General features: G+C 30.8%; 18 protein-coding genes. All 18 read right to left on the bottom strand.

Annotated elements, in window-relative coordinates; translation table 11 throughout:
* Window positions 1-714 carry a tetratricopeptide repeat protein gene (locus C7N71_RS02170; RefSeq protein WP_105987548.1) on the bottom strand — a complete coding sequence of 238 codons (714 nt, stop codon included), beginning with the start codon at window positions 712-714 and terminating at the stop codon, window positions 1-3.
* A 10-nt stretch (window positions 715-724) separates the two neighbouring features.
* Window positions 725-1,381 (bottom strand): histidine phosphatase family protein, encoded by a 657-nt coding sequence (locus tag C7N71_RS02165; protein ID WP_105987547.1) that lies wholly within the window; start codon window positions 1,379-1,381, stop codon window positions 725-727.
* A gap of 106 nt (window positions 1,382-1,487) precedes the next feature.
* Entirely contained in the window at window positions 1,488-2,615 is a 1,128-nt protein-coding gene (mnmA, locus tag C7N71_RS02160) for a tRNA 2-thiouridine(34) synthase MnmA (protein WP_105987546.1), read from the bottom strand.
* Window positions 2,616-2,748: 133 nt separating this feature from the next.
* Entirely contained in the window at window positions 2,749-3,087 is a 339-nt protein-coding gene (locus C7N71_RS02155) for a cysteine desulfurase (RefSeq protein WP_105987545.1), read from the bottom strand.
* Between the two features lie 16 nt (window positions 3,088-3,103).
* Complete coding sequence (locus C7N71_RS02150) at window positions 3,104-4,252, bottom strand: cysteine desulfurase family protein (RefSeq protein ID WP_105987544.1); 1,149 nt, start codon at window positions 4,250-4,252, stop codon at window positions 3,104-3,106.
* Between the two features lie 16 nt (window positions 4,253-4,268).
* A complete protein-coding gene (locus C7N71_RS02145; RefSeq protein WP_105987543.1) occupies window positions 4,269-4,961 on the bottom strand; it encodes a 5'-methylthioadenosine/adenosylhomocysteine nucleosidase in 693 nt (230 codons plus the stop codon).
* A 17-nt stretch (window positions 4,962-4,978) separates the two neighbouring features.
* The gene (locus tag C7N71_RS02140; RefSeq protein ID WP_105987542.1) at window positions 4,979-5,182 is read right to left on the bottom strand and encodes a hypothetical protein; all 204 of its coding nucleotides are present in this window, start codon (window positions 5,180-5,182) and stop codon (window positions 4,979-4,981) included.
* A 12-nt stretch (window positions 5,183-5,194) separates the two neighbouring features.
* Entirely contained in the window at window positions 5,195-5,743 is a 549-nt protein-coding gene (locus C7N71_RS02135; protein ID WP_105987541.1) for an NUDIX hydrolase, read from the bottom strand.
* A gap of 54 nt (window positions 5,744-5,797) precedes the next feature.
* Complete coding sequence (locus tag C7N71_RS02130) at window positions 5,798-6,010, bottom strand: cold-shock protein (protein ID WP_105964759.1); 213 nt, start codon at window positions 6,008-6,010, stop codon at window positions 5,798-5,800.
* A 52-nt stretch (window positions 6,011-6,062) separates the two neighbouring features.
* Window positions 6,063-8,864 (bottom strand): isoleucine--tRNA ligase, encoded by a 2,802-nt coding sequence (gene ileS, locus C7N71_RS02125; RefSeq protein ID WP_105987540.1) that lies wholly within the window; start codon window positions 8,862-8,864, stop codon window positions 6,063-6,065.
* A gap of 221 nt (window positions 8,865-9,085) precedes the next feature.
* The gene (locus C7N71_RS02120) at window positions 9,086-9,730 is read right to left on the bottom strand and encodes a DivIVA domain-containing protein (protein WP_105987539.1); all 645 of its coding nucleotides are present in this window, start codon (window positions 9,728-9,730) and stop codon (window positions 9,086-9,088) included.
* Between the two features lie 18 nt (window positions 9,731-9,748).
* Window positions 9,749-10,531 (bottom strand): YlmH family RNA-binding protein, encoded by a 783-nt coding sequence (locus tag C7N71_RS02115; RefSeq protein ID WP_105987538.1) that lies wholly within the window; start codon window positions 10,529-10,531, stop codon window positions 9,749-9,751.
* Window positions 10,532-10,562: 31 nt separating this feature from the next.
* Entirely contained in the window at window positions 10,563-10,952 is a 390-nt protein-coding gene (locus C7N71_RS02110; RefSeq protein WP_105987537.1) for a cell division protein SepF, read from the bottom strand.
* Window positions 10,953-10,988: 36 nt separating this feature from the next.
* Window positions 10,989-12,251 (bottom strand): cell division protein FtsZ, encoded by a 1,263-nt coding sequence (gene ftsZ, locus C7N71_RS02105; protein ID WP_105987536.1) that lies wholly within the window; start codon window positions 12,249-12,251, stop codon window positions 10,989-10,991.
* A gap of 30 nt (window positions 12,252-12,281) precedes the next feature.
* Window positions 12,282-13,640 carry a cell division protein FtsA gene (ftsA, locus tag C7N71_RS02100; RefSeq protein WP_105987535.1) on the bottom strand — a complete coding sequence of 453 codons (1,359 nt, stop codon included), beginning with the start codon at window positions 13,638-13,640 and terminating at the stop codon, window positions 12,282-12,284.
* A 110-nt stretch (window positions 13,641-13,750) separates the two neighbouring features.
* Window positions 13,751-14,605, bottom strand: a complete 855-nt coding sequence (locus tag C7N71_RS02095) for a cell division protein FtsQ/DivIB (RefSeq protein WP_105987534.1) — start codon at window positions 14,603-14,605, stop codon at window positions 13,751-13,753.
* Between the two features lie 14 nt (window positions 14,606-14,619).
* Window positions 14,620-15,711, bottom strand: coding sequence for an undecaprenyldiphospho-muramoylpentapeptide beta-N-acetylglucosaminyltransferase (gene murG / locus C7N71_RS02090; RefSeq protein ID WP_105987533.1), 1,092 nt, complete (start codon window positions 15,709-15,711; stop codon window positions 14,620-14,622).
* Window positions 15,708-17,090, bottom strand: coding sequence for a UDP-N-acetylmuramoyl-L-alanine--D-glutamate ligase (gene murD / locus C7N71_RS02085; protein ID WP_105987532.1), 1,383 nt, complete (start codon window positions 17,088-17,090; stop codon window positions 15,708-15,710). Before murD ends, murG begins: the two co-directional genes overlap by 4 nt.
* Window positions 17,091-17,098: the final 8 nt, after the last annotated feature.

Raw genomic sequence — 17,098 nt, 5'->3', positions numbered from 1 at the left:
TTACTTTTTACCTTGCTTTGCTTGAACAAATTTTTCAATATCAGCTAAACGTTTTTGTCCGTTATCAAAATATTTTTTATCATATTTTTTTGCATTTTCAAAGTAATAATCAAAGTCTTCTTCTAACACCATTGCTACAATTCCACGATCAAAATTTGCTTTTCCATTTTTAGGTTGAGCATGTAATGTATTATCTAAAAATTGTGCAGCTTCAGAAAAATTACCAAGTGCCATCAAGCTACTACCTAAAAGATAATTAACATCTGGATCTTGTTTTCTAAATCCTTGAGCAGTTAATGCAAATACTACTGCTTTTTTATAATCTTTTTTACTCATGTAACTTTGAGCTAGCATAATGTAAGCGTCAGCTTTCATATCACTGCTACTTAAAGAGTTAAATTGCTCAATAGACTTATCAAACTCACCTGCTGCATAGTAAACATTGCCTAACCCATAAGTAAGTACTGCTTTTGCTTTTTTATTCTTATCGGCAAATAAACCTAATGCTTTCATTATTAATTCTTCAGCTTGCGTAAAATTATGCAACTCCACTAAAAAAGCTCCTAAATCATAGTAAGTACGATAATCATTAGGATGTTCATCAATATCATTAACTAATTTGTGTAAAGTTTCGTCTGCTTTTTTTTGTTTTTCCTCGTGTTCCTTTTGAATCTTTAATTGTGAATTTTTTAGATTCTCATTATTTTTTACCATAATTAACCACCTATATTAAATCAGTAGATTTTAAATGTTTATTTAAGTATTCAGTATCATTCCATTTAACTAGATTAAAACTATTACCACAATCATTAGTTTCCAAAATGGTAGTACTAGTATTAGCAAGGCCACCACGCTGTTTAATATTTTTAATTGGGGTTCCTAATAATGAATTTATTAAAGCTTTTAAAGCTGCTCCATGACTAAAAACAATTAAGTTATCATCATTATTATGATTTTTAACCATATAATTAACAGCAGGTCTCATTCGATCAATAACATCTTGAAAACTTTCTCCATCTATTTCTTTAGCATCATATTTTTCAGGGTGATTTCTAAAATTATCAAATGATTGTGGATACCTAATTTTTACATCGTCAAACTTTTGGCCTTCCATTTTTCCTAGATTGAATTCTTCTAAGCGACTCCATAAAGTTAAGTTTGGGCGATGTTTCAATTGTGAGATAACTCTTTCAGCAGTTATTCTAGCTCTTTTAATTGGGCTAGAATAAGCATGCGCAAAATTAATATTTTCTAAATAACTTCCAAGTTTTTCCATTTCTTTATAACTTTGTGGTAATAAATCAGAATCACCACCTGCACCTTGGTATCTACTTTCTAAATTCCATTTAGTTTTTCCATGTCTTATAAAATATAATTTCAATTTTATCCCTCGTTCAAAAATGATTATGTATATTATCTCAATTTATTGATATAAATTCAAAGTATTAAATAAAAAAAGTCTTTAAAAAACTTTAAAGACTTTTTCGTTAAATATATTGTAATTCTTTATCATTTTGAAATGCAGCATCAATAATACCTGATCCTAGACATTCGTCACCATCATAGAAAACAACTGCTTGTCCTGGGGTAACTGCTCTAGCAGATTCATCAAAATCAACTCTTAATGATTTACCATCATCATTAAGATGAACAGTAACACCAACATCCTTTTGACGATAACGGAACTTAGCAGTACAACGGAAATCATTACCACGATTAGAAATATCGTTTATCCAAAAAATATCGGAGGCTTCTAAATAGTCAGCATACAAATGCTTATTTTCATATCCTTTACCTACGTACAAAATATTCTTAGATAAATCTTTTCCTACAACAAACCAAGGACGATTATCGGTTCCATCTCCACCGATACCTAGTCCACGGCGTTGACCAATTGTGTAATACATTAATCCATCATGAGTACCTTTAACTTCTCCATCAAAAGTCATCATTTTACCAGAAGTAGCAGGTAAATAATTACTTAAGAAAGATTTAAAGTTCTTTTCTCCAATAAAGCAAATTCCCATTGAATCTTTTTTATCAGCAGTAGCTAAACCAGCTTCCTTGGCAATTTCTCTAACTTTAGGCTTTTCCATATCACCTATTGGAAACATAACACGATCTAACTGTTCTTCTGAGAGTTGACTTAAGAAATAAGTTTGATCCTTATTATCATCACTACCTCTTAGTAAATGATTGTTTCCGTCACTATCCCTTTCTAAACGAGAGTAATGACCAGTAGCAATATAATCAGCACCTAATTCTAATGCGTAATCTAAAAACGCTCTAAATTTAATTTCTTTATTACAAATTACATCAGGATCAGGTGTTCTACCCTTTTTATATTCATCTAAAAAGTAAGTAAAAACACGGTCCCAATATTCTTTTTCAAAGTTTACAGAATAATAAGGAATACCAATTTCAGAAGCTACTTTAGCAACATCTTTATAATCTTCAGTTGCAGTACATACACCATTTTCATCAGTATCATCCCAATTTTTCATAAAAACTCCAACAACATCATAACCCTGTTGCTTTAATAAGTAAGCTGAAACAGATGAATCAACACCACCTGACATTCCAACAACAACACGAGTATTACTATTGTCTGTCATACAAAAATCACCATCATTTCTTCTAGATTCATAGAATCTACGATTTGAAGGTCGCATATCCCATATCTGATATAATACATATTTTAATTATTAATTGCAACAAAAAAGAAACACCTGGAGTGTTTCTTTTTTGTTAGCTTTGAATAAATACTTCTCTGTTAATAAAGTTATTCATTAAATAATGAAATTGTTCGACTAATTTATCTTTGTTAATATTTTTAAAAATATTAACTTTATTTAATCCATTACCACTTACAGTGGACATTTTGAATGATTTTAAATCTGATTTAAAGGTTATTTTTAATTTAATACCATTATATGGATCTTCAGTATCAAGAGATTGTTCAAAAGCAAAATTACCAGCATTAGTTTTAATAAAACCAGTATCACTTAAAGTGTAACGTTTGATTGATGGATTAATCGAATAAATTTGATTATCACCGTCAATTTGATTTTCTGTTGTAAAAGCCATTAAATATCACCCCATGTTATTTTTTAATTCTTTTAACAATTTTAATTGTTGACTCAATAAAACTATTAATATCATCCATAGTAGTAAATTTACCAAAACTTACTCTGATTGATTGATTAATTCTGGGACTATCTTTACCGTACATTGCAATTAAAACATGTGATGGTTCAATACTTCCGGCCGTACATGCTGAACCAGATGAAACTGCAATATTATCTAAATCTAAATTAGTTTGTAATAGATCAGTAGAAACTCCCTTAATCCATATATTAAAAACATGTTGTAAATTGTCTCTACTCATTGAGCCATTAACTTCAAATTCAATACCATTTTCATTAAATTGATTAATAATTTGCTCTTTAAAAGAAATATAACGATCATATAATTTTTGCTTTAAATCAGGTGTTGCTAGTGAAACTGCAGTTGCAAATCCAGAAATGGCTGGAATATTTTCTGTACCCGCACGTCTCTTATCCTCTTGATCCCCACCTTTGATAAAGCTTGGAAAACTAATGTCATCATTTTTATATAAGAAACCCATCATTTTAGGACCATTAAGCTTATGCGCTGATGTCGATAACATATCAATATGGTCAGCTTTTACATCTATATCAGATAATCCATATGCTTGTACAGCGTCAGTATGAAACCATGCTTGATGATTTTTTAATAATTCACCTATTTCATGAATAGGTAAATGTGAACCAACTTCGTTGTTGCCAGTCATAATGGTAACTAAAATTGTCTCATCATCTAGAGCATCTTTTAAGTCATCTAAGCTAATTTGACCATCTTCGTCTACTGGAAGATAAGTAACTTTAAATCCCTTTTTTTCTAAGAACTCTAATGGCTTTAAAACGGCTTCATGCTCAATAGCAGTCGTAATGATATGATTACCTAAATTTTTTCTAGCTTCAACGGTTTGCATAATTGCAGTGTTATCACTTTCGGTACCACCGCTAGTAAAGATAATTTCATCAGACTGGGCATTAATGCTTTTTGCAATTATATCCCTACTATTTTCTAAAATAGTATGTGCCTGTCTACCTATTCTATATAGGGTTGAAGCATTACCATATACATTTTTTAATTTATCATACATATCTGCTAAAACTTCATTATCCATCTTAGTTGTAGCAGCATTATCTAAATAAACTTCTTTCAAGTATAACTAACCCTCTCTATTTTCGATTATTAAACAAGTCTAATAACATCTTTGCAGAACGTTTCCCGGCTTCAAGAATAAATTCATCAAAACTATTATCAGCGTCTTCATCGCCAACATCAGACATTGCCCTTACGACAACATAAGGAATATCAAATTGGTTAGCAATTTGTCCGACGGCAGCTCCTTCCATCTCACATGATAATGCATCAGGAAATTCTTTTAATATATTATCTGTATCAGCTTTTGATGCAACAAACTGATCTCCGGTAACAATTAATCCAATCTTTACATTCATACCAACATCTTTTGATGCTTCAGCAATCTTCTTAACCCATGATTCAGATGCTTTAAATCTGGCTGGTTGTCCAGGTAATTGACCATAAACATATCCAGCGGGACGAGCATCTACATCATGATAAGCCGTTTCACTAGAAATTACTACATCACCTACAGAAAGGCCTGATCCAATTCCACCGGCAGATCCAGAATTAATTACAATATCCACATTAAAATTGGTAATTAACATTGCAGTAGTTGATCCCGCTTCTACTTTACCAATTCCTGATTTAACTAAAACAACTTCTTGTCCAAGAATATTTCCTTCATGAAAAACGACTCCATGAATATCTGTTCGTTTATCATTATCTAACTGAGTAATTAAAGTTTTAATTTCTTCATCCATTGCACATAAAATTCCAAATTTCATAATTAGCACTCCATATTCTAAGGATTAAAAAAGAACAATACTAAGTAGACAATTATTATTCCAATAATTAGTAAAAAAATTGTCCAATTTAATTTTCTTTTTAATCCACTATTTGTATATTCAAATTTTTGTTTATCTTCTTTATTAATATGATTGTTGCGGGAATCTTTTATGTGTTTTTTATAAGCTTCCCTAGTTAAATTATCAGTATCATTTTTCATAACACTAAACACCTACTTTTTCTGCAACAATTTCCAATAAAAAATTGCAGTAATAGTTTTAGCATCTTCAATTTTACCATCTTCAATTAATTGCATAGCTTCTTCTAAACTATATTCATTAATATTTAAATATTCCCCTTTATCTCTAGGCAATTCGTCACTAACAGGTTCTAGGTCTGTTGCCATATAAAGATCCATGTATTCATCAGAAAATCCAACTGTTGAATAAAAGCCCGTAATTCGCTTTAAATTTCTAGCATGATATCTAGTTTCTTCATTAAGTTCTCTAATAGCAGCATGCTTGGAAGATGCATCATCCCTATTATCAACTTTACCAGCTGGAATTTCTAAAGTAGCTTTAGCAATTGGAGCACGCCATTGTTTTTCTAATAACATCTTATTATTTTTAGTTACAACAAGAATTCCAACAGCTTTAGCATGATGAACTACATCTCTAGTTGCAGTTTCTCCGTTAGGTAATTTAACAGTTTGTTCCTCAACATTGATAATTGAGCCTTTATATTTAGGCTCTTTTTTAATAACTTTTTCTTCCAAATCCATAAAATAATCACCTTTATCCTAATAGTTTTATTCTATCGATATTTAAATGTTTTTTCAATTATCAGATTCAATAAAAGTTATTTTCACAGCTTGGGGACCTTTTTTTCCCTCAGCAATTTGGTATTCAACAAGATCACCAATATTAATATCATCGGCCTTTTTATTAGTGACTGAAGATGCATGGAAAAAAACTTTATTTTTATCTTGTCCTTTTAAGAATCCAAAATCATGTTCTGGATTAAAATTATTTACTTTACCTTTTATCATAATATGCTCCTTAAAATAAAAATTCTGGGATAAAGCATCCCAGAATTTTTTATTATTTCTCTTCAAATCCTTCAGTTGCAGTTTCTGGGAAATTTGCACGAACAATTTTAGCACAACGTCCACAGAATTTAGGATAATCAGAATCTGTCCCTACATCAGTACTAATTAAACGACAACGTTCACATGTGTCACCATCTGCATGATCAACCTTAATTGAAATTTCATCTTTAAAGTTTTGAGCATCACTAGGTGCATTTTCGATAGTATCAGTAGACAATTGAGATACCATTAATATTTGTTGAATATTAGCATTTAATTCATTCATTAATGTTTTATTATTATCATTTAAATATAATGATAATTTTGCTTCTGATGGTTTACCAATTAGTTTATTATCACGAGCTTCTTCTAATGATTTTAGGACATCATCACGAAGATTCATGAATTTTGACCATTTGTCTAAAATATCATTTTCATTTGGATAATTTTCTACTTCTGGCATTTCAGATAATTGTGCAAAGTCTTCGGATTCTTTCAAGAATGGCCAGATTTCTTCAGCAGTATGTGGAAGAATTGGAGTAATCAATTTTGTAATTGATACAACCGCTTTGTATAGAACTGTTTGCATTGATCTTCTAGTCAAACTGTCCTTTGAATCAATATATAGAATATCTTTAGCAAAATCTAAATAAAATGCTGATAAATCAGAATTAATAAATGATTGTAATTTACGATTTAAGCTTAAGAAATCATAGTTATCATAATCATTCTTAATTTCACTAACAAATTTATTCAATTTAATTAGCATGTATTTATCAACTGATGGCATTTCATCAAAACTAACTGCATTTTCTTTAGGATCAAAATCGCTAGTATTAGCTAACATATATCTAATAGTATTTCTAATTTTCTTGTATGAATCAGAAACTTTCACAAAATTTTCCATTGATACACGAACATCAGCAGATGTATCAACTGATGTTACCCATAAACGAACAATTTCGGCACCCATTTTCTTAATTACATCAATAGGAGCAATTGTGTTGCCAAGTGATTTACTCATTTTATGGCCATTACCATCTAGAGTAAATCCTTGTGATAATAATTGCTTGTATGGAGCTTTATTATCATAAGCCACACTAGTAATTAAACTTGAATTGAACCAACCACGATATTGGTCAGAACCTTCAAGGTATAAATCAGCTGGATATTTTAAATAATCACGTTCTGCACAAACACCTTGGTGTGATGAACCTGAATCAAACCAGACATCCATAATATCATTTTCTTTTGTGAATTTACCATTTGGAGAATGTTCACTAGTAAAGCCTTCAGGTAATAATTCCTTAGCCTCTTTTTCAAACCAAATATCAGAACCATATTTAGCAAATAAATCAGCAACATAATCAGTAGTTTCCTTAGTGATAATTGCTTCGCCATCTTCACCATAGAAAATAGGTAGTGGAACTCCCCAAACACGTTGTCTAGAAATTACCCAGTCACCACGATCTTTAATCATATTGTGTAAACGTTTTTTACCCCAACTAGGGTTAAAATCAACATCTTCAATTGCGTTTAAAATGTTATCCTTTATTTTATCAACAGAAGCAAACCATTGGTCAGTAGCACGATAAATAACTGGCTTTTTAGTACGCCAATCAAATGGATAACTATGAACAATGGGTTCTTGTTTAAGTAATAAATCTGCATCTTTTAATTTATTCAAAGCAATTTCATTAGCATCATCATAAAAGACACCTTCAAAATCTTTACCAGCATCTTTAGTTAAATATCCTTGTGCATCAACATCCACAAAAATATCTAAGCCATTAGCTTTACCGACATTATAATCATCTTCACCAAATCCAGGCGCAGTATGAACTAATCCAGTACCAGTATCAATAGTAACGAAGTCACCTATCATAGTAAGAATCTTACGATCCATAAATGGATGCTTTGCAAGTACCCCTTCAAGTTCTTGACCTTTAACAGTTTTAACAATCTTATAGTTGTCCCAACCAAATGCTTCAGCATCTTTTTCAACTAATTCAGTTGCTAAAACAAATTTACGATTATCACCTTCAGGTTGAACTACTGAATAGTCAAAACCGCCATCAATAGTAATACCTTCAGACGCTGGAATAGTCCAAGGAGTAGTAGTCCAAACAACCATGTAAGTGTTGTCTTCGTCTAATACCCCTTTACCATCAATAACTTTTTCTGCATAAAAAGCAGTTTGTGAAGTAATATCATGATATTCAACTTCTGCTTCGGCTAATGCTGATTCAGAAGACCAAGACCAAATAACTGGTTTTTTACCACGATAAATTAACCCTTTTTCAGCCATTTTACCAAAAACACGAATTTCAGCTGCTTCAAATTCAGGTTTAAGGGTTAAGTATGGATTATCCCATTCAGCAGAAACACCTAATCTTTCAAATTCTTTACGTTGACGATCCACCTGTTTCAATGCATAATCATGACACAATTTTCTAAAGTCGTTAGTAGACATTTTTTTGCGATCATAACCTGCTTGGGTTAACTTTTGTTCAATAGGCAATCCATGAGTATCCCAACCTGGAACATACGGTGCTCTAAAACCATTCATTGACTTATATCTAACAATAAAATCTTTAGAAATTTTATTCATAGCATGTCCCATATGGATATCACCATTGGCATATGGAGGGCCATCATGAAGAATAAATGATGGCTTTCCTTGGTTTAATTTTTGTCTTAATTCATAAACATGATTATCTTCCCATACTTTTTGACGCTCAGCTTCTTTAACTGGTAAATTACCGCGCATCTTAAATTTAGTTTTCCCTAAATTTAGAGTATCTTTTACTCGCATGAACAAACAACTCCTTTAAAATTTAATAAAAAAAGAAGACTTCATCACAAGGGACGAAATCTTCCGTGGTACCACCCAATTTTAGAATAATAATTCTATCTTGATTAATTTTAAGTATAATAAAGAGATGATCTGTAATATATTGATTAACAACTAACCTCACACCATACATTAGCTCGCTTATGTTTCAATATAAACTTTCTGTTCTCTAACTTAATTATCTATTTAATTATTTTAGAAGAACCATCTGGATAAAATACTTCGATGTCTTTATCATTTGATTCATCATTATTTACTGATTTTACGCCTGCAGATTTACTATTGTCAAGTTCATTTACTTTTTTCAAAACGTTATCATAATTATCATCTGAAGAATTAATTACTTGATCCCATTTATCGTTATTTAATAATTCAATTTGACTACTTAATAAATTTTGAATTTTTTGTTTAAATTGAGCAGTACTCTTATGCAAATCATCATTAACTGTTAATAAAGATTTTGCTCGATCTGAAGCATTTTTAATAATTAGGTTAGCCTTATCACTAGCATCATCCAAAATTTTATCAGCTTTTTTTTGAGAAGTTTGATAGATTTCTTTGGAATCTCTTTCAGCATTGCTTTTCAAATTATCAGCAGCATTTTGTGCAACAATAATTGATTGATTTAATGAATCTTTCATTCCATTAAAATGCTCTAATTGTTCATTAGCTGAAGACAATTTTTTCTTTAATGATTCATTATCCTCCAAAGTTAATTGATAGTCTTTAATAATTCTATCTAAATAATCATTAACTTCATCAATATTATAACCTCTCATTTTAACTGAAAATTCTTTATTATGAATATCTTGTGGGCTAAGTACCATTTTATCAATTCCTCCAAATCATTTTCTTAATATTGAAACAAGCGCTCTCTTTTTACCCTTTTTTGTTTCTCCATTTTGACCTTTTAATTTTATCCTACCATATTGTCTAACAGATATAACATCATTTACAGAAACTTCATTATCAGGATGATCATAAAGCGTCCAATTTAAATGAACACGTTTACGGCTAACAAGTGTTTTAGCATCATTCCTCGAAATATTAAAAGAGCTAGCAATAACATTGTCTATTCTAAAAGAAGATAAAGTAAGAGACCTATCTTTCCATTCATCTTCCGGAACTATAATGTCAGAAAAATTAATTTGTTTAATAGAAACTTTAATTTTTCCAATTTTATCAATAGTCATTTTTAAGTAATCAGAAATTTCTTTTGTACATAAAAATTGCCAAATTTCGCCATCTGTTAAGATATCACCAATTGTAGATCGTTCAATTCCTGCACCCATAAGTGTTCCTAAAATTTTGCTATGCTTTAGCTTAGAAAACTTAATTGGATATATTATTTGATAGGCCACGATATTAAAATCACCGTAGTTAGGAGAAAAATATTCAGGATATATAACTGCTCTCTTCATTTCAGAAGTTCTATAACCACCAAAACTAGTAATCTCTAAATCATTATAGCCATTAACAATAGTAGTTAATATATATATTTCTCTAGGATTTAAAAACTTTGTCAAAATTGGTCGATACTGATTAATAGCTTCATTTGCTAAATCATCGCATGATTCCACAAATGGAAGTTCTTCTTTCCTAAAATGTTGTTTAACATTAGAGTTCATTTAATTAATCAAATCCCTCAATCAAATAATTTTAATTTAATCTGCGGTTTATCTTTTTTTTAAATTCACCATCTACAGCATAACTATGTGGTGAAAACAAGAACACCATTTCAGAAATTCTTTCAATTCTGCCATCAATAGTAAAAATAACACCATTTAAAAAGTCTATGATTCTTTTAGTAGTTTTATCATCTGCACTATCAAAATTAATAATAACCGCAGAATTATCAATAAGTTTTTTAGCAATAGTTTTAACATCAGTGTAAATTCTAGGTTCAAATACAGCAATTTTGCTATCACCTTTTTTATTATCACTAATTGAAACTATCTTTTGATTAGAAGCCATTTCCTGATCATTAGGATTAGATAAATCCTCGTCATCAGTTCCAAAAAATTTACTAAAACTAAATTTAGATGTCATTTAATTCATTCCTTTCAAGAAATGTAAACATAAAGATTAGTCTTTCTTGTGGCGGAACTTAAAGAATGGTGGTAAATCATCATCTGCTGAACTATCATCACTTTGATTATCTGAAGAATTATTAGCATCAAATGGATCAAATTCTTGCTTTTTAACATTAGCAAATCGATTATTATTAGGTTTTGAATTTACCGGTTCTCCGCCATCTTTATGATTAGTATCATTATGATCAGATTCTTTGTGTCTTCTTGGACTTACAACTTTTCCAGGTTGATCCATAACACGACTATTATTATATGAGGATTGTCTTACATTACTTTTATTCTCCATTAATTCTTCTGGTGTGGTTTCGATACCAGTAGCAATAACAGTAACTCTAATTTCATCGCCTAAGTCTTCATCAATTGATGTACCAAAAATAATATTGACATCACTAGTTGCTGCTTGAGATACAATATCAGAAGCATCTTGTGCTTCAAATAATGACATATCTGGTCCACCAGTAATATTCAATAGTACTTGTTTTGCACCATCAATTGAAACTTCTAGTAATGGTGAGGAAATAGCTTTCTTGGTTGCTTCAGCAGTTCTATTTTCGCCATTAGCAGCGCCAATTCCCATTAATGCAGAACCTTTATTTTGCATAACAGTTTTAACATCGGCGAAATCCAAGTTAACATATCCAGGACTAGTAATTAAGTCTGAAATGCCTTGCACACCTTGTCTTAGAACATTGTCTGCTTCTTGAAAAGCTTCCATCATCGGTGTCTTTTTATCAACAATTTCTAGCAAGCGATTATTTGCAATCACAATTAGAGTGTCAACATTTTCCTTTAAAGCAGCTACACCTTCAGCTGCATATTTAGATCTCTTCGGGCCTTCAAAAGTAAATGGTCTTGTGACAACTCCAACAGTTAAAGCTCCCGAGTCTTTTGCAATTTTTGCAACAATTGGGGCAGCACCATTACCAGTACCTCCACCCATTCCAGCTGTAACAAAAACCATATCTGATCCTTCAAGTGCTTGAGCAATAGCTTCTTCACTTTCTTCAGCTGCTTTAGTCCCAACTTCTGGGTCAGAACCTGCACCAAGACCTCTAGTCAATTTAGGTCCTAATTGAATTTTAGTTTCAGCTTGAGATGTACTTAGAGCTTGCACATCGGTATTGGCAACAATAAACTCTACACCCTTAACATCTTCAGCAATCATACGGTTAACGGCATTACTTCCACCGMCACCTACACCAATTACTTTAATCTTTGCTCCACGATCTTCTGTAGAATCCAATGAAAATTCCATGTAAAATTCCTCCGTTTAATCCTTTTTTATTTATTCAAAAAAGTCTTTGTAAAAGCCACGCCATTTATTTTTAGCACCACTTTTGAATTTAGACATAATACCTCTTTTATTTTTACTATCAGCATTTTTATTTTTATCATAAACTTCATCAGATTGCATGTCATCATCTGAAACATCATTTTGAATAAAACTATCATCTTCAACATCATTACTATCTTCACTAATAATCTTTCCTTCTAGTGAAGAACGTACTAATACTTGTATTTCACTCATATTAGCACGATAAGTCACTAAGGACAAAGGTAGTGAAAAAGAAGGGTGCCTTAATCCCATTTGATTAGGAATATAAACTCTAACATTAGAATTAAAGCGGTCAGCTGCTAGTTCTGAAATACCTGGCAATGCAGCAACACCACCAGTTAAAACAATTCCTCCAGGTAAATCTAGAGCAGAAATACTACTTAAACTTTTAGCAATGCGATTAAATATTTGATCAATTCTAGCTTGTATGATTTCTGCCAAATACTTTTCAGAAAGTTTTACTGGCTGGCTTTGACCAACAACTTCAATTGGGAATTCATTACTTTCAGATGCTTCAAGTGCATCAGCAAATCCATAATCTCTTTTTACCTTTTCTGAACTTTCAACTGAAGTATTAAGCACAACTGAAATATCTTTGGTAATATATTCTCCACCTTCACTATCAACAGTCGTAAATTTAAGCTGATGATCATGAATGATAGAAGCAGTAGTTTGTCCACCACCCATATCAATTAAGATTGTACCAAAGTCTTGTTCACCATCATCAAGAATTGTTTTTCCTTGAGCTAATGGACTATTAATAATTGAAGAAGGGTTTAAGCCAGCTTGAATGACTGATTTTCTGATATTATGGATAATAGTTTTAGGCCCTGTAATAATACGGCCCTTCATTTCAAGTCTTACACCTACCATACCTCTCGGGTCTTTAATACCATCAAAACCATCAACAACAAATTCATCAGGCAAAGTGTCCACAATTTCTCTTTCAGGTGGTAAATTTTTAATCATAGCAGAAACTGTAACATTTTTAACATCTGCATTTGAAATTTCTCTAGATTGATCTGAAATAGCTACCATCCCACTGCATGGTTCAATTTTCAATTGATTAGCAGGAATACCAACTATTACATCATTAATCTGGATACCAGATTTTTCTTCTGCCTGGTCTACAGCTCTTCTAATAGATTCAGAAGCCTTATCAATATCAACAATTATTCCTCTGTCAATTCCATCAGAACGTTCGTTTCCCAAACCTAAAACGTTCATCTGTCCCTTAACATTTTCAGCAACAATCACCTTTATTGATGTAGTTCCGATGTCTAATCCAACATACATTTCCGAATTCATTGTATAAGGGAACCCCCATTAAAATTTTTTATTAGAAAAACGTTTTTTTACCCATTAATTATAGACTAATTTTAACACATTATTTTTTAACACTAAAGAATACAATTATCCTACTTTTTTATAGGATAAGAATATGCCCCAACTTCCATATTAATAACACTTCTGGATTTTAATTTAGTTGCTATTGAACGATAAAATTGCATTTTGTAACTGAAATTGCTTAATAATATTATTATCTTATTACCATCTCTCATATACACATGTAATTCATCTGGATAAATTCTTGTTGGTGAATAAGATATAACTCTTATATTATCACGTATATCTTTAGGGAGTTTTAAATACTTATCAATAATTGTGTTTAAATTTTTACGATTATCAAAGTTAACAATATAAGGATATTTATTATCATTAGGATTATTAACCGGATTATTAGAAACACTACCATTTTCTAAAATCAAATATTGACCAGATTTCCTTGTTTCATACCCAATTTGCTTATATGGATTAACATTAACAACTAATTTATTAAAAGAATTAAGAGAAAATGATATCGATTTTATTCTATGATCTTCACTTAAAATGTATTTTGTTAAATTTTTCCGATGTCCTATTACTTTAAAAACACTATCACCTTTTTCAATATTCATTTTACTTGATATATGAGATCTTGAAATATAACCATTCCCATTAATTGTAATTGAATCAATCTTACTTAATGGTGATATGAAATATGAAAGAATCAAGATAAAAAATAATAATGGTAAAAATAATAACAAAGATTTTTTTAAATTTTGTTTAAACTTACCACCATTTATTTTTTCAAAGTTTTTAGAGTTAATTTTAAATTTATCAATAACATATTTATATAATTTAACCATACGACTCTTAAATGAACTATTTTTAAAAAAGTTTAGAATCGAATTCTTTATTTTATTAAAGTAATTCTGTAAAAAGTCCTTCATAAAATTATTTCCTCTTATTTAATAATTGACTTAGCTAAATTGAATAATCTACTTGATGAATCTCTACATCCCATATTCTTAGAATTATTAGCCATTTCATCTCTTTTATTCTTATCATTCATAACAAAATCAATATTTTTCATTAATGAATTAGTAGATAAATCATTTTCAGTAATAATAAGTGCCGCATCATTTTTCACTAAACTAAGTGCATTTTTAGTTTGATGATCTGCAGTGACATATGGACTGGGAATAAGAATAGATGGAATCCCTAATGAAGTAATTTCAGCAAGGCTAGTAGCCCCTGCTCTACCAACAATTAAATCAACTTTAGGTAATACACTAGGCATATCAGAAATATATTTTTTGATAATAATATTACTAGAAAGTTTTACATTAGAAAGTGTCTCCATCACAGAATCATATCTTTTAACTCCGGTAACAAATACAACTTGGTAGCTACGTTTATTAAATTGATTTATTGAATTAGAAACAACTTGATTGATTTTTAATGCACCTTGACTACCTCCAAAAATCAGTACTGTTGGGACATCATTTTGAAGTCCATATTCAGACCAATTAAAATCACTTTTAATATTAGCAACTTGTTGTGCTCTTGGATTACCAGTATATGTAGTTTTATCTTTAGGAAACTGTTTAATGGCATCTTCAAATCCTACTGCAATTTTATCAACATATTTACTTAAGAAACGATTAGTTAGACCAACTACACTGTTCTGTTCATGAATCATTGAAGGCACATGAAGTTTAGCGGCTGCATATACAACGGCTCCGGATACATATCCACCCGTACCGATAACTACGTCTGGTTTAAAGTCTTTAATGATCTTTTTAGATTTATGAACACTTTTTAAGAAAAGAGCAACTGTCTTAAAATTATATAAAGATATTGATCTTTTAAATCCTTGAATTTCTAGTTCTTTAAAATCAATTCCTTTTTTAGGAACAATATCTTTCTCAAGTCCCCTAGTAGACCCAACATAAAGGATCTTGGAATCTGGTTCCTTTTTAATTACTTCTTCAATCAGAGCCAAGGCTGGATAAATATGCCCTCCAGTTCCTCCACCAGAAACAATTAATCTCATTGTTCTTCCTTCTTTCCTGTTATTTTTTCAATATCCTTAATAAATTGGTCTCCACGAACTTCAAAAGTAGAAAATTGATCCCAACTTGCATTAGCAGGTGAAAGTAAAACAATATCACCAGGATGACTAAAATTATACGCAACGGGGACAGCCTCATCTAAATTATCAACTAATTTAATGTTTTTTACTCCCGCTTTTTTTGCTGCATCTTCTAAAAGATTTTTAGTTTCACCGAATAAAACAATGGAATGAACATGCTTTTTCAAGTCAGGAACTAATTTATCGAACTTATATCCACGATCTAATCCACCTGCTAGTAAAACAACTGGTTCATTAAATCCACGCAAGGCCATTTGAGTTGCTTCAATGTCAGTTGCTTTAGAATCATTGTATACTTTTCTACCATCAGAAGTTAGAACGTATTGAACACGGTGCCTAACACCACCAAATGTTGTTAAAACATGTTTAATCGCAGCGTTAGAACGATGTTTAATTTTAGCAACCGCAATTGCAGCTAGAGCATTTTCAACATTTTGTTCTCCTGGAATTTTAATTTCATTAGCATCCATAATATATTCATCTTTAAAGTATAATTTACCGTCTTTTTCATAAGAACCGGCTTGTGAAATACCTTTTCTAGAAAATGGAACTACTTGGGCTTTACTGCGTTCGCTTAGTTTTCTCCATTCTTCACTGTCAAAATTAACTACAAAAAAATCATCACTATTTTGATTCATAGTAATACGCATCTTAGCGTCTACATAATTTTTACGAGTTTTATGATAGTCTAAATGATTAGAAAAAATATTAGTTAAAACTGCAATATGTGGATGTAATTCAGTAATTCCTAAAAGCATAAAACTAGACAATTCCATTACTACGTCATCATCTTTAGATGCTTTTTCGGTAACGGTACTAGCTGGAATGCCAATATTACCAGCAACATGTGATTTACCATTATCCCTCTCCATATTCAGCATCTTACTAATCATAGTGGTTGTAGTCGTTTTTCCATTACTACCAGTTACACCAATTAATTCTGCAGAATTAATTTCACTGGCTAATTCAACTTCCACAATAATTGGTAATCCTAATTCTTTAGCCTTTTCAACTATGGGCGTATCATATGGTATTCCTGGATTTTTCACAACTAAATCAAACTGATTATCTTTAAATAATTGAACAGATTGTTTACCGCCGATAACATCAACACCGATTTTTTCTAATTCATTTTTATCAGTAATCTGATTTAAGGGCTTTGAATCACTTAATAAAACTTTAGCACCTAATTTTACTAATAATTTTGCAGCATTAGTTCCACTCTTTCCAGCACCTAACACTAATACATTTTTGTTTTCATACTTGCTTATTTTTTTCATAACCAAAA

Source organism: Apilactobacillus timberlakei (assembly GCF_002993965.1).
In the GTDB taxonomy this organism is placed as follows: domain Bacteria; phylum Bacillota; class Bacilli; order Lactobacillales; family Lactobacillaceae; genus Apilactobacillus; species Apilactobacillus timberlakei.
The sequence above is the reverse complement of the archived record's forward strand: the minus strand, read 5'-3'. Positions and strand labels throughout refer to the sequence as shown.

Coding starts and splice junctions, on each gene's coding strand:
- C7N71_RS02130 (WP_105964759.1), bottom strand. CDS start 6,010: ATGATAAAAGGTAAAGTAAATAATTTTAATCCAGAACATGATTTTGGA.
- C7N71_RS02140 (WP_105987542.1), bottom strand. CDS start 5,182: ATGAAAAATGATACTGATAATTTAACTAGGGAAGCTTATAAAAAACAC.
- C7N71_RS02155 (WP_105987545.1), bottom strand. CDS start 3,087: ATGGCTTTTACAACAGAAAATCAAATTGACGGTGATAATCAAATTTAT.
- C7N71_RS02110 (WP_105987537.1), bottom strand. CDS start 10,952: ATGACATCTAAATTTAGTTTTAGTAAATTTTTTGGAACTGATGACGAG.
- ftsA (WP_105987535.1), bottom strand. CDS start 13,640: ATGAATTCGGAAATGTATGTTGGATTAGACATCGGAACTACATCAATA.
- C7N71_RS02170 (WP_105987548.1), bottom strand. CDS start 714: ATGGTAAAAAATAATGAGAATCTAAAAAATTCACAATTAAAGATTCAA.
- C7N71_RS02135 (WP_105987541.1), bottom strand. CDS start 5,743: ATGGATTTGGAAGAAAAAGTTATTAAAAAAGAGCCTAAATATAAAGGC.
- ileS (WP_105987540.1), bottom strand. CDS start 8,864: ATGCGAGTAAAAGATACTCTAAATTTAGGGAAAACTAAATTTAAGATG.
- C7N71_RS02115 (WP_105987538.1), bottom strand. CDS start 10,531: ATGAACTCTAATGTTAAACAACATTTTAGGAAAGAAGAACTTCCATTT.
- C7N71_RS02095 (WP_105987534.1), bottom strand. CDS start 14,605: ATGAAGGACTTTTTACAGAATTACTTTAATAAAATAAAGAATTCGATT.
- mnmA (WP_105987546.1), bottom strand. CDS start 2,615: ATGACAGACAATAGTAATACTCGTGTTGTTGTTGGAATGTCAGGTGGT.
- murG (WP_105987533.1), bottom strand. CDS start 15,711: ATGAGATTAATTGTTTCTGGTGGAGGAACTGGAGGGCATATTTATCCA.
- murD (WP_105987532.1), bottom strand. CDS start 17,090: ATGAAAAAAATAAGCAAGTATGAAAACAAAAATGTATTAGTGTTAGGT.
- C7N71_RS02145 (WP_105987543.1), bottom strand. CDS start 4,961: ATGAAATTTGGAATTTTATGTGCAATGGATGAAGAAATTAAAACTTTA.
- C7N71_RS02120 (WP_105987539.1), bottom strand. CDS start 9,730: ATGGTACTTAGCCCACAAGATATTCATAATAAAGAATTTTCAGTTAAA.